This window comes from Lentimicrobium sp. S6 (assembly GCF_013166635.1).
Classification (GTDB): domain Bacteria; phylum Bacteroidota; class Bacteroidia; order Bacteroidales; family UBA12170; genus UBA12170.
The window spans coordinates 1-12949 of the sequence record NZ_JABKBZ010000065.1; the positions used below are offsets into that span (position 1 = coordinate 1).

Sequence of the window (12949 nt, forward strand, 5' to 3'; positions counted from 1 at the left end):
AAATATTTAGGAAAATTAATGTGTGAAAATGAAACAAATTAATGTGTAAATTTAGCCTAGAAATTATAGCTGTTCACACTGGCACAATAACGTCGGTATGACTGGCACAATAACGCCGGTATATCCAACCAAGAGAAGAATGAAGGGATCAGCCCAGAAATTCTTGAATAAAGCCATTGGTAATAATGGAAAACCTAGAGTTATTAATATCGATAAAAGTGGAGCAAATAAGGAAGGGATAAGGACATTTAATAAACGGAATTTCAAGCAAATTAGATGGCGACAATGTAAATATTTAAACAATATTGTGGAACAAGACCATCGGAATATCAAGCGTAGGATAGCAATAAATACTGGATTTAAAGAATTTGAATCCGCTCAAAGAACTCTAGCAGGAATAGAAACCGTAAGTATCATTAGAAAGAATCAGATAGAAAATCCCAAGGCCACTGCTTTTAAAACATTTTATTCTTTAGCCGTATAATATTTAATTATATTTGATTTTTAAAATGACATTGAATTAATGCGACAGAACCAAGTATTACATCCTATCATTTTGCTTTGATTAAGAATCTCAACTGATTAAACTCTTAGTATATTTAAAAAACATTCAAGTTTAAAACATATATTTTTGACAAGTATTTTTAGTTATTATTACTTATTGTCTTTCAAATATTGCATCTATATCATCATGAGTTGAAATCCTATCATGATGAACTCCCACATCGTTGTCATAAGAATGATCCTGGCTTTCTATGTAATCGTTAGCCATTTTCTCGGGATCTAAATCACGAAGAATATCTGTATAATCAATTTCAATTTTTTGAAGAACCGTTGAGTTGAAATCAACTAAGTATGTTTCCAACTGGTTAACAATCTCTAACTCAATCCCAGATTCATCAATTTCATAATCGTCAAAATAGCAATCTGACAAACTGTTAGGGTAAGAGTAATCTTTTATAAAAGAATAAAAATCAATATCAAAATCGTTATTTTTAGCTATATCATATAAATATGCTTGGATTTGGTTCTCTACTAAGCGTAAGATATCTTCATTATCAATATTATATTTTTCTATGAAATCTAAAATTTCCTTTAATGTATCCTCATCTAATGTATATAAATCTTCATCAAGAAACCCTGCTAAAAAATCAAAATGATCAATCTTAATTCTAGGCTCAAAATCTGAAAGAATATAAAGAAGCTCAGATAATTTATTCCCATAAGCATTTTTTGTTTTTATTATTGTTTTTAGGAAGTATTCTATCCTACTAACTACAGATTGATTAAAAAAATCTAGATAACATAATAAAATGAGAAAATCCCAATCCTCTACTTTAAGTTTTTCATCAAAAAAGTGATCAAATAATCCCTTTTGAATGGCCTTATAGCCTTTTTTATTCTTGTGAGGATATAAAGTGTTTATGAAAATAATGGAATCTTCTGTTCCTAAAGATTTTAAAATGTTTGTTATCAGCTCTGTATCTTGAAAATATGTGTTAATAATGAAATCAGCAATTGATGGATTGAAGAGAGTATATTCAAAACAATCTCCTGATGTTTGATTTCTATTCAACAATGATTTGGTCGCTAATCTCCGTATTGCATTAAAGCTTTTATCAGAATGGTCTCCTAGATTTATCGCATGAATTTTAATAAATTTGTTATAAGCTTCTTGAAGTTTACTTTCACTGATTCGACCATTATTGAAAACAGTCAAAAAGGTCAGAGCTCTAACAGGATCGTCAGCTTGATTTTGAAAATAATCAGCCCAGATTTCTTCAGGATTATCCAGTTTTTCATTAATGTAATTCCAATATACATCAGGTGTGACACTTCCAACTCTTTGAGAATCTAACACAAATTCGATAATGCGAGGATTGAAATTATTGTGATTTATAATCCTTTTATAATTCTTTTTATTATAAATTTCATCAATATAGGATTTATCCAGATTTGAATGAAATATGTGATTATACAATATCTTTGCCTTGTCTATATCCGTTAAACTCTTTATAGTTATTAAAAATTCATTATCACGAACTTTTCCATTTTGGAAAATATGACTTAAACCATATGCCTTATTGAGAATGTTTGTCCTAGATGTAAGGATGAATTTTTTTGTATTGTCTTTATTATGGAAAAGCCAGTCACATTGACCACCCTGTGCCAATCTGATTGACCACCCCTTAGTTTCACCGAGAAAAGTTATCATTACATTATCAATTAGTTATTCAAATTAATCTGTTTATTTGTCGCCTAACTTCTATAGCAACTCAAATACAGGATTAAGCAGAGTAGGTGAGTGTTCTTTTTTAGGGTGGTCACATTGCTCTGGCGAACATGGTCAGTTTGCTCTGGCTTTGGGTGGTCAGTTTGCTCTGGCTTTGGGCGGTCTGTTAAATTCGGCTAAGGGTGGTCCAGAGCAGTGTTTTTTCCAGTATGCCCTATGGAAGCTGATATAAGTTGGTCAAAAATCTGACACATTGAAAATGCATTCTTCTTTGCCCTTTTCAACATCTAAAACTTTCCAGAAGCTTTCAATTTTCTATTTAGATTTTTTCAATACTTTTATTTGCCATAAAACATTCAAAGCCTTCCATTCACCATTGTATTTAACCATTTGTAAGTACTCAACATAATCAGCAGACTCAACTCGTATGCTTGCGATATCTTCACAAATATCAAGCATCTCTATTTTATCGTTTTGTTTATCTTTAGGTGTGTGTTTTCCATATCCTGCAATAGTATACTGCATCATTGTGTTGTAGGATAAATTATTGACGACATCGTTACCTGTGTGCTCATAATTCCGTATGGTTCTTTTTACCAATTCCGGATGGAGTACCTTGCTCATTTTCAGAGAATCGCCTTCGTACCAGGCCTGACTATATAGGCTTGCAATTTTTAATACCTCTATTGAGTCCTGCATTATTTGTGCGTTTAATGACAAAGTGAATGTCAGGAAAAACCCTATGGTGATCATTTTAGTTTTTTTCATCTTTTTATTTGATTTTTATAAGTTTCTTGATGTTTATAACATCCTCATTTTCACAATCAATTTTAATAGCTTTTAATATAAACTCTTCCGCTTCATTTCGTCTATTTGTGCTAAATAAGATAAAAGCCATATCAGCATACGCTCCAGCATTATTGCTATTTGCTTGCAGACTCTTTTGGATGTTTTGTTCGGCAGAAATGTAGTCAACTTCATTTATTTGAGCTTTGGCTAAAATATGATATGAATCTTTTCTCCTGAAATTATAGGGGTCTGGATATGGATCAAGTTCTATGGCTTTTTCTAATACTTCAATTGCTTTTTGATGCTCTCCTCCTAATAAATAATAATATCCCAATTGAGAAAGCATTTCTGCGTTAATCTCTTCATGGTCTTTGACCATTTCTAAAATTTTAACAGCCTCTTTTACTTCTTTTTTCTTTTCGAAAAGATCGTTTGACAACTCATATTGGGCATAAACATTTTGAGGATCTTGTTCTATTATTTTGCTATGAATTTCAGTAGCTTTTTGATAATTATGATCTTCCCTATAGAGGTTTCCTATTTCTATTGGTAGACTATGATTTTGGGGGAAGAGACCGGAAGCGCTGTCCAATAAACTAATAGCAGCTTCAATATTCAGATAATTTGATTTGACAATGTATGCCTGAACAATATTATCAATATAGGAAGGTTGATTGATTAATGATTCTATAAAATGATATAGGTCAATATCTTTGTCAATTAAGTCTTCTCTGGTATTAATAAATGCTGCAGGTAAACCAGGCCGCTTTTGTGTTGAAAGATATGCTTCAATTCCTTGTGCAAAGTATTCTCGTTCATTTAAATCTGCATACCAATCAAGCGTGTAATTTCCTCTTTTTGCTTTTATATACAATGACTTCAGATCTAAAGTCTGTTTTGGAGTAAATAGCCAGTGAATGAGATGCCCAAACTCATGAAAAGCAACATTGTACTTTCCGAAAGTATTTTCTATTTGTTGAATTTTATTGCTTGTGGTATGATGGCCACCCTGTCCTTTTAAATCATCACTTAACCTCATCCCAACCGTTCTTGTTCCGCGAGTATTTTCGAGGTGAGGGCAATTCCATAACAAATGATGGAAATCCATAAAGTATACCGTAGAACCTGAAATATAAATTGCTTCCATAAAACCCTTAAAAGGTTCAGTATTAATGAGGATATTCTTTTGTAATATTTCATCACAAAGGTGAAAATTGATAAAAACTTTTCGAAGAAAAGGAAATTCATTTGGGGTTTCTTTTTTAGAAAAATCGTATTTAAACTCTTGTATTAGAATATTGTGTTCATCTTTTAACTTTCTCAGAGATTCCGCAATAAAATAATGTGCTATGCCATAATTTGGTTTTCTATCTAAAATGCTAAAAGCATGGTTTATACATGCTCTATAATTCTTCATATGGAATTCAGTAGCAGCTTTTAGTATCAACATATCAATATCCAAAGTAACCTCATCATATTCCATCTTCATTAACAAATCTGCTTTTTCAAATTGGTTATGCATTAGGAGGCTATCAACTTCCAAAAGACTTTTTTCAGTGGTTATCATTACACTTGAGTATTCTGCAGGAGAATATCCTCTCCCTAATAAGTGATGTGCAGCATAGTTTAATGGATTTGATTCTAATGCTCTATTAAGATATTTAGCACTTTCATTTATATCATTTCCATATCGGGATAAGTAGCCTCCCATTTCACAAAGTGCTTCTGAGTTTGTTGAATCTATTTTCAGTGCTTTATTAATTGCATTTAAAAAAGAATTAATATCACGGTTTTTATTCAAAACATTTGCATAATTAATCCAGCTAACAATATGGTTTGAGTCTATTTCTATTGCTTTCCGAACATATTTTAATGAAGCATCTATATGGTTAAGATCAAGAGCAATTAGTGCTTTACAATTCAGGGCATCAACATTAATAGAATCCATTTCCAATGCTTCTGAACATAAACGCTCTGCTTCTTGATAATTCATTGTAAAATAGGCCCAATCAGCTTGTAGAATTAGTGAGAAAATGCTGTCTGGGAACTGGGTTTTGACTGTTTGAGTATATTCTTCAACCTCATTAAACCGATAGTTACTTTTAAACTCCTTAATCTTTTGCTCGGCCTCTTTTATACTAGAAATTTTAAAGGCGAGATCTGAATGCTTTCTGTTACATGCAAAGCAAGAAATTAATATCAAAATGAATAAGCTATATCTCATAAGTTTTATGCTTTTGGTTCTGTCAGTTTTTATCTATCTTTAGGATAAACTTATCCCCTTTGATTTCAGCACAATACACTTCTGTTTGAACTTCTTTATCTTTAATCAATATTGCGAATTTTTTATACTCATTTTCTTTATTTATGTTATGCATTGGGAAAAAATACTGTGCTGCGAATTGTTTCATTAAATACTTAGCCTGCAAAATGTATTGCGATTTCTCCCAGGGATCTGAATTTGAAAAAACGATATCAATTTTTTCAGTTTTTGATTTTAAATACTCATAGTCATTTTTATAATCCCCTTTATAGTCGCCATTGTGATAAATAACAATTCCATCAATTATAATTAAAAATGCAGATTCGAATACTCCAGAATGTTTAGAGTTTATTGTATATACCTCAATTGTTTCATCTTTGTAGTGTGATCGTGGATTTCTTAAACAATGATATTTTTCTTCTGATGAGAAATCCCAACCAAAGAAATAAGTAATATTTTCGATTTTTTTATCCCAATCGAGAATTAGAGGATCATAATGGTCACCATGTTCATGCGATGTAAATATAAATACATTATAGTCTTTTATTTCATCAGGATCTATATAACCAGATAGCAGATTCTTGACGGGTTGTTTTTCCCATTTAAAATCATACTTTTCCTGATAATCAAAAATGAGGAAGTTGCTCTTCGTTTTTATTGCCCATCCAGAATGACCCAGATACACAATGGAGATTTTATTATTATTCAAATCTAGAGGGTTTCTGTCACTTTTCTGAGCCTTTAATGTTGCCATTATAACAATTATACCACAAACCAATAATATTTTTCTCATCTTGTTAAGTCTTTTTTTATTCTTATCCCATCCATAGGTGATTTCTATTTTATCAATACAATTGGCTTGTTTTGTAGCCCTTGATTGGATGTTAACCGAATGAAATAGGTTCCATCTGCAACTCTTCTTCCTTTTGAGTTTTTACCATCCCATGAGGCAGAATGATTGCCGTAATCCTTCATTTCATCCATCAGAATATTTACTAAATTCCCATAAGGATCATAAACTTCTAGCTTGATTCTAGTTTGATTATAAATTTGGAAATGTATAGTTGTTTTATCATTAAATGGATTTGGATAATTCTCCAGAACGATATTAGAATTGTATAATTCCTGCGAAACTATAGCACTCGGTGTGAGAAATATTTCTGCCCAATCATTTTGCCAATAAAGAGTAATAAGTAAAGAATTGTTTAGGGAGTTAAAAGTTGGGTAAATGATATAATCATCCTCATAAAACAGCTCAGGTTCACTACTAAAATTAGGGTCGAATTTATATATCCCAGGCAGTTCATAACCTGCGATATAATAATTGTTTTCCAAATCTTTTGCTATACCATCGCTACCTGCTAATGATGTATTGGCCATTGTATAAACTGTAGAGTCGGTTAGATTTACTGCAAGAACTGGAGGATTGGGTTTGTCAAGACAAACTAATATTCGATTGAACTCAGGCTCATAAAGCAAGCCATTTGGTCTATCAATTCCATTACCCTCAGCAAAAACCCAAAAATCTCTTGTAGCCGGATTGATTTTGAAAACCCTATCTCCAAATCTTTCTGTAGCGATTATATTTCCTGAATTAACGGCAACTAATCCTGTCAATAGACTGACTCCCTCATCAGATAAATTCAAATCCATAACTAACGATCCTGTTTCCAAAGAGTACCCCTTAATTCTGCCACCCAAAGCTGTTCCATATATCGTATCATCAACGATTGCCAAGGCATCTATCATACCAGCATTTTCAACAAAGTAGCTTTGATTACCAAGGTTGTCAATTGCAACTAAATCTCCTCCACCTCCATAATTCGATACTAAATATCGATTGTGCATCGAATCAATAATGATTTTTTGTGGTTGAATTAATAAGTTCTGTGCATTTATTGATAGAGTGGTGATTAGGAGCACTGTTAAAATGATTACTTTTTTCATATTATCCAATTATGTGGTGTAATTATTAATTAGTTTTTTCTTTTAATGGATACTTATCACCATCACTGTCAAAATCATACATTCCTGAAATAATTCCATTTTCATTTCTTGTAAATTGTATCCTGTACTTTTCTTCATTTATATCCTTATACTTGAAAACATCATTACCCATAGGTATCATTTCTTGCTTTATTGAATTACCACGTTGAAGTATCAATCCTTCTCTTTCGATACTGATTTTAATGTTTTTATAAATTCCTTGATATTCTGATAACTCCAAACTACCTATGTTTTTTGGATTTAATTCAATTTCTTTCCCAGCAATAGACCATTCAAGCTTGTGTTTTTTTAAGCTATCTGTCTCTGTTTTTAGTAATTCCTTTGCGGCCTCCAACTGCGCAACAATTAGTGCTTTATCAGAAGAACATGGAAAATCTGGAATTACACCATTAATGTAGTTCGTTTTAGAATAGGGATTTATTTCCTGGGAATAGGGTACTTTCAGGTTTATTAGTATATCAGGAAAGCTCATATAACGCACTCCGTGCGCTCCTCCTCTTGTTTTTTCTCCCACTATTTTGGCTCTTTTCAGTTGCTGTAACTGATATGCCAACACTTCAGCCGAAGAATAAGAATAATTGCTCATTAGAATGTAAATTGGTACTTCAGTTATTCTTGGACCAGAAACCCATTCTTGTGTCCATCTTTGCTCTGTAATGCTATCCTTGCGAATAAAATTATCTGTCAGATGTGTACTTTTATCAAAAAAATAACTGCTAATTAGTTGAGCCATAGCTTCATCTCCACCGCCATTCAACCGAAGGTCAATTATCAATGCATCGCTATTAGCAACAAAATTCATTGCAGCAATAGCTGTTGGTCCTGCTGATTTTGGATTGTTGAATGTAGTTAGATTTATATACCCAATATTTCCAGTCTGGATTTCTACTTTTTGAAAACCAAAATTATTTTCAGGATATCCTAGCTTTATTTCAGCCAATAAGTCATCTGGAATCTTTTCATAGGGATAAACCCTGATATGGTCATCATTAGATATTTTACGTAAGTCTTTTGTTAGTTGAGAGGTGAAGTCCTTTACATTTTTAAATTGATGGTAGTCTCCTTTTTTTTGTTTTTCATTTAAGTAGTTAATCATTTTTAAGGATACTTCAGGTAAAGGGTAGTATTCGAGAAATATTTCTTTAGTTTTCTCAATGATTTCCGAACGATTTCTGCTGGTGAGTTGATCATTTTTATAGCTATTACTTTTCTGAGAAAATGAACTGTAAGGGTTAATAATTTGCAATAAAAGAACCACTAATACACTTAGAATTTTTGATTTCATACTTTTCATTTCTTTATTTGACATATTTTCTGTTGAAAACATAGATGTTTATTTATTTCTACTTTTTTTAAAATCAATAAAAACCATCATTCTTCGGGCAAACCGCCCACGAAGTTCAAACCTTCCAGATTTCGTATTCTTGTTTTTGATTGATTATTAATTCTTATATACTTTCCACCACTGGAAACACCTGAAAAAACACCATATCCATTTTCGATGTTTGTATAAACTCCTCTATTCATTACTACTGTACTAGATGGTTGATAAGACTCATGATAGGCATAGAAACTATATTCAGAAGTGGCTATAACAAACTCAATTTTGCCGTGGTAGCGCTCTAAGCTATTGGATGATGGAATGGTTTTTAATAAATTGCTATAAAAGTCTACGCCTACTACTGGGACATTGATGCTTTCTCCTCCAAACAAAGTTCTAGAAGTCACAAAAGGGAAAGGCCAATCAACATATTTAAAAACAGCTGTATTTGGTTCATTTGGTACCTGCTCCATATAGTGAAATCGAATATATGGTTGGTAAATACTAATATCTGCAATAGTTTCAAATGAAAATGTGCTGTTTTTTTCAAACGAAATGAAATACATAGGAACAGTAACCCTTATTGCAGAGGAGTTATGTAGATTTGTTTTAGAACGGATTATTTCCCCTGATTTAGGATTCTTTATTTCTAATAATAAAGGTTGATTGATATCTAACCTATTGATTGTTCCAGCATAATAAACTTGCATTTTGGGGGCATAAAAAATCCCTTCTTTTTTATTATAAACTGTGATGGTATCAAATTCGATTATTTGATTCCCGGATAATACTTTTACATCCAATTTGTGAGAATATAAATTAGAATCAGGGATTTTAGCAGTCTGATATATGTTTTCGGCTGACAAAAAAGCTTTTTCGATTCTGATATAACTGATGCTATCTTTTGGATTAATGAGTCCATATACGATCGTTATATCTTTGTATTCATCAAATAGCTCTACTGTTTTATCGCAAGATGAAAAAATGAAAAGGCTTGTGATGAGTATAGTTGCTATATAAGCCTGAACAATGGTATTCTTTATAGCGCAATTTTTTCGGTTTGTTATTTTGCAATAATAATTCATACCTCTTTATTTATCATTTAGTGAGTGAAAGGCGAATGTTTTAATCCCCAGCTTTGTAAGCTTTTTAATCGCCTTGTCTTTCTTTTTTGGTGTTTGTCCCTGAATTGCTTCAGGAATCATATACATATCGAAACCTATTTCTTGTCCTTCTAATATGGATTGAGAAATAAATTCTTCCGCTAACAGCCCTATCACCATAATTTCTTTAGCATTATTCTGCACCAGAAAATTGAGGAGCTCCTCAGATGAAAATGCATTGGATTTCTCTCTGCTTATTATATTCTCATTCACTAAAACAAGCCGCTTATCAAATTGCATGGCTATAGTATCATGAGATGTATACACTAGCGGAAACGAAAATGACAGGTTTAGTATTTTGTGAATTCTCTTTATATAAACAACATGATCAGGGTCTAGAATCTCGATTATTCTATTAGCAGCATCCATTGTATTTTGAGAAGCACTCTCTGATAATTTCCCATTCGTATTGTATTCCTGAAAACCCATGACTATCAGAAATTTATCCACAATGAAAGTGCTCTTTTGTGAAAAACAAAAATGCGTGCTTTCGATACCGATTAATAAAAATAGGATTAGAACTCCTCTCATATTCATGTTGTAGTTAATGATTAAATTTATTTATTCCTTTTTCAGTTTTTCTAAAATCTTTTCCAGTTCAACCTTATGTTGTGCATCTAAGGTCTTTTCTAAAATCTTTTCGACTGCAATTTTATAAGCTGCAGTTAGTGCCTCACTGGAGGCAACTTCTATATCTGGTTTGATACCAACACTTTCCCAATTCGGTTCGTTTGATTTGCAAATAGGAAATTGAGTTAAAACATCTCCTTTTACTATAAGAATATCAACGGGGTGACCTCCTCCTTTGGTTGTTTCTCCAACAATTATGGCTCGTTCTAATTTTTGAAGTGAAAAAGCCAATCCTTCAGCTGCTGAAAATGTCCTTTTATTGGTTAGAACATATAAATCAACTTCGGGCATGCGCTTGCCTGGGACATCGGTAAGGGTCCAAAATTCTTGATTCATACTCGTATCTCTGCAACTCATACTTCCAAGATATTTTAGTTGAGGAGGGAGAAAATAATTCAATAGCAGATCATTTCCTTCCCCTCCTCCATTATCTCTCAGGTCAATAATAATGGCATCTGAATTTGATAAAAACTGCATACTCCCGATCAAGGCCTGGTTAGATGTATCAGAGATAGTGAAATAACTCAGTTTTAAATAACCCACATTTCCTTCTAGTAGCTCAACCTTTTTATACCCAAAGTTCTCCCTTTTGTCCATTTCCAAATACATTTTATTGAGCTCTTGAATCTCTTTTTCAGGCAATAAATGATGGTATGCTTTAACTTCCCATGCTTCCTCCTGGCTATAAAAAACAAATAGGTGTTTATCGTTATCAATAAATCTCATATCAGAAGTCAATTTATTACAAAATTCATTCACTTCATTTAAAGAATCGTAAGCACCCTTTTTATACTGACTGATGATATATTCTCCCATTATTTTTCCAGTCTCTGCAGATAAGTATTTATCCCTCATTATGGATGCCGTATTATTCACCACTTCTCTTTTGAATTCTTCATTAAATACTAATTCCTCTTGTGCATATACTTGAAATACGAGTACGATCAACATTATAAAGGAGATGATTTTTTTACCTGTTTTCATTGGGTTTATGATTTATAATTTCAATTTATTTTAAATTAATTGATGACTTCGACTCCCATACTTATAAGCTTCCTGATTGACTTGGATTTAGTTCTTTCTCTATTGCCTAAAATGGCATTGGGTACTAAAAACATTTTGTATCCTAATTCTAATCCTCCTCTGGTGGTATGTGTAACGCACCTCTCAGCGAGCAAGCCCACAATAATGATTTCTTTTGCATTTTTACCTTTAAAGTATTCTACTAATTCGCTATTATTAAAGGCATTGCCATCCTCTTTGATATAGATGTTGCTATTTACGATTTGCAAGCCTTTACAAAAGTCCAGATCAGCAATTGTATCAATAGAAATTCCTTTAAATGATAGCGAGGAAACAATCATTTCAGTTTTCACATATACAATATTATCAGGATCTACACAGCCAATTATCTTATTTACATATCCGATGAATTCATATGTTGCACTATCAGGAATTTTGCCTTGAATATAGTCTTCTTGCATATCCAATACAATTAAATACTTATCCTGAAAAAAATCTTTGTCTTGTGATTTTGCTGACAAGTTGAATATCGTTAGAATGAGCAACAGGAAAATAATACTATTCGTTTTCATATCTGTAGTTCTTATTGATCAAATGAACATCCTTAATTTATGGAAGCTTTTTGCTTTAGCAATTGAATTGTTTGAGAATCAACCCAATAAATATCACCTTTCCCGTCAACTCTTCTATGGAAGAATAAATATTTACCATCGGGTGAAACACTAGCTCCAAATTCTGTTTTAGTGGCATTAATCTCAACTCCCATATTTATTGGTTTTCCCCAGCTATCATCATCATTTTTAAAACTAATAAACAACTCTGGCTTACCTCGGCCACTTGGTTGCGCATCCATTATCATATAACTTTCGTCAGGAGCAACATAGGGATGAGAATAGAAACTTGAATTTATTTCACCCTCTAAATATTTAACATCTGGATATTCCTCATTTATGTATTCAGCCTTATATATTCCACGGACTCCATCATAATTACTAGAGAAATACAAAGTTCTACTATTGGTAGGACAAACAGACATACACCATTTTTTATTCACCGGACTTAAAAAATACTGTGGTTCACTCCAAGCACTTGGTGTTTTTTCTGTAAACCACAAATCACCATCATATTGATCATTTCTGTTTTCTTTTCTCTCTGAATAGAAGAATATTTTATCCTCATAAGGAGACATAACAGGTTCAAATTCAAAAACATCTTCGGCAAATGGAGCCAAATTGGGTTCAGACCATTTACCATCTATCAATTGAGAGTAAAAAATTCTATTTTGTGAACCTTCATAAGTAGGTCTTCGTGTAAAAAAATAAACGGTTCCATCTTTAGAAAAGGTGCCACTGAATTCAAACTCCTCTGTAGAAATAATTCCCGGTGCAAAAATCTCTGGTATATTTCCCGGTGGTTTTTGATTGAAATACAAACGATCAGAACTTTGAGCATTGCTCACTTCTATAATAAGTGCGAATAGCAGCATACTTAATACTTTTAGTTTCATACTTTGTTTCATC

Annotated in this window: 12 protein-coding genes and 1 pseudogene; 1 reads left to right on the forward strand and 12 read right to left on the reverse strand. The window is 32.3% G+C overall.

Translation table 11 applies throughout. The features are described from left to right. Positions 1 to 97: 97 nt before the first annotated feature. Positions 98 to 484, forward strand: coding sequence for a DDE-type integrase/transposase/recombinase (locus HNS40_RS17335; RefSeq protein ID WP_172283191.1), 387 nt, complete (start codon positions 98 to 100; stop codon positions 482 to 484). A 174-nt stretch (positions 485 to 658) separates the two neighbouring features. On the opposite strand, the gene HNS40_RS17340 is transcribed toward HNS40_RS17335, so the two are convergent. From HNS40_RS17340 to HNS40_RS17390, 12 genes and pseudogenes are all read right to left on the reverse strand, one after another. Further along, positions 659 to 1861, reverse strand: coding sequence for a hypothetical protein (locus HNS40_RS17340; protein WP_172283193.1), 1203 nt, complete (start codon positions 1859 to 1861; stop codon positions 659 to 661). 114 nt (positions 1862 to 1975) lie between these two features. Then, positions 1976 to 2215: pseudogene (locus HNS40_RS23760) on the reverse strand (hypothetical protein); the annotation flags it as partial. Positions 2216 to 2548: 333 nt separating this feature from the next. After that, entirely contained in the window at positions 2549 to 3001 is a 453-nt protein-coding gene (locus HNS40_RS17345) for a nuclear transport factor 2 family protein (protein ID WP_172283195.1), read from the reverse strand. A 4-nt stretch (positions 3002 to 3005) separates the two neighbouring features. Then, complete coding sequence (locus tag HNS40_RS17350) at positions 3006 to 5246, reverse strand: tetratricopeptide repeat protein (RefSeq protein ID WP_172283197.1); 2241 nt, start codon at positions 5244 to 5246, stop codon at positions 3006 to 3008. Positions 5247 to 5268: 22 nt separating this feature from the next. After that, on the reverse strand, positions 5269 to 6078 hold the full coding sequence (locus HNS40_RS17355; RefSeq protein WP_172283199.1) for an MBL fold metallo-hydrolase: 810 nt from the start codon (positions 6076 to 6078) through the stop codon (positions 5269 to 5271). Between the two features lie 44 nt (positions 6079 to 6122). Further along, the gene (locus HNS40_RS17360) at positions 6123 to 7232 is read right to left on the reverse strand and encodes a FlgD immunoglobulin-like domain containing protein (protein ID WP_172283201.1); all 1110 of its coding nucleotides are present in this window, start codon (positions 7230 to 7232) and stop codon (positions 6123 to 6125) included. Between the two features lie 25 nt (positions 7233 to 7257). After that, positions 7258 to 8577, reverse strand: a complete 1320-nt coding sequence (locus tag HNS40_RS17365) for a S41 family peptidase (RefSeq protein ID WP_172346523.1) — start codon at positions 8575 to 8577, stop codon at positions 7258 to 7260. Between the two features lie 86 nt (positions 8578 to 8663). Then, positions 8664 to 9698 (reverse strand): hypothetical protein, encoded by a 1035-nt coding sequence (locus tag HNS40_RS17370; RefSeq protein ID WP_172283205.1) that lies wholly within the window; start codon positions 9696 to 9698, stop codon positions 8664 to 8666. A gap of 6 nt (positions 9699 to 9704) precedes the next feature. Beyond that, positions 9705 to 10307 carry an isochorismatase family protein gene (locus HNS40_RS17375; protein ID WP_172283207.1) on the reverse strand — a complete coding sequence of 201 codons (603 nt, stop codon included), beginning with the start codon at positions 10305 to 10307 and terminating at the stop codon, positions 9705 to 9707. Between the two features lie 30 nt (positions 10308 to 10337). Further along, the gene (locus HNS40_RS17380) at positions 10338 to 11390 is read right to left on the reverse strand and encodes a S41 family peptidase (protein ID WP_172283209.1); all 1053 of its coding nucleotides are present in this window, start codon (positions 11388 to 11390) and stop codon (positions 10338 to 10340) included. A gap of 35 nt (positions 11391 to 11425) precedes the next feature. Next, positions 11426 to 12001, reverse strand: a complete 576-nt coding sequence (locus HNS40_RS17385; RefSeq protein WP_172283211.1) for a cysteine hydrolase family protein — start codon at positions 11999 to 12001, stop codon at positions 11426 to 11428. 32 nt (positions 12002 to 12033) lie between these two features. Further along, a complete protein-coding gene (locus HNS40_RS17390; RefSeq protein ID WP_172283213.1) occupies positions 12034 to 12948 on the reverse strand; it encodes a PD40 domain-containing protein in 915 nt (304 codons plus the stop codon). Position 12949 lies beyond the last annotated feature (1 nt).

Coding starts and splice junctions, on each gene's coding strand:
- HNS40_RS17335 (WP_172283191.1), top strand. CDS start 98: ATGACTGGCACAATAACGCCGGTATATCCAACCAAGAGAAGAATGAAG.
- HNS40_RS17345 (WP_172283195.1), bottom strand. CDS start 3,001: ATGAAAAAAACTAAAATGATCACCATAGGGTTTTTCCTGACATTCACT.
- HNS40_RS17350 (WP_172283197.1), bottom strand. CDS start 5,246: ATGAGATATAGCTTATTCATTTTGATATTAATTTCTTGCTTTGCATGT.
- HNS40_RS17355 (WP_172283199.1), bottom strand. CDS start 6,078: ATGAGAAAAATATTATTGGTTTGTGGTATAATTGTTATAATGGCAACA.
- HNS40_RS17360 (WP_172283201.1), bottom strand. CDS start 7,232: ATGAAAAAAGTAATCATTTTAACAGTGCTCCTAATCACCACTCTATCA.
- HNS40_RS17365 (WP_172346523.1), bottom strand. CDS start 8,577: ATGAAATCAAAAATTCTAAGTGTATTAGTGGTTCTTTTATTGCAAATT.
- HNS40_RS17370 (WP_172283205.1), bottom strand. CDS start 9,698: ATGAATTATTATTGCAAAATAACAAACCGAAAAAATTGCGCTATAAAG.
- HNS40_RS17375 (WP_172283207.1), bottom strand. CDS start 10,307: ATGAGAGGAGTTCTAATCCTATTTTTATTAATCGGTATCGAAAGCACG.
- HNS40_RS17380 (WP_172283209.1), bottom strand. CDS start 11,390: ATGAAAACAGGTAAAAAAATCATCTCCTTTATAATGTTGATCGTACTC.
- HNS40_RS17385 (WP_172283211.1), bottom strand. CDS start 12,001: ATGAAAACGAATAGTATTATTTTCCTGTTGCTCATTCTAACGATATTC.
- HNS40_RS17390 (WP_172283213.1), bottom strand. CDS start 12,948: ATGAAACAAAGTATGAAACTAAAAGTATTAAGTATGCTGCTATTCGCA.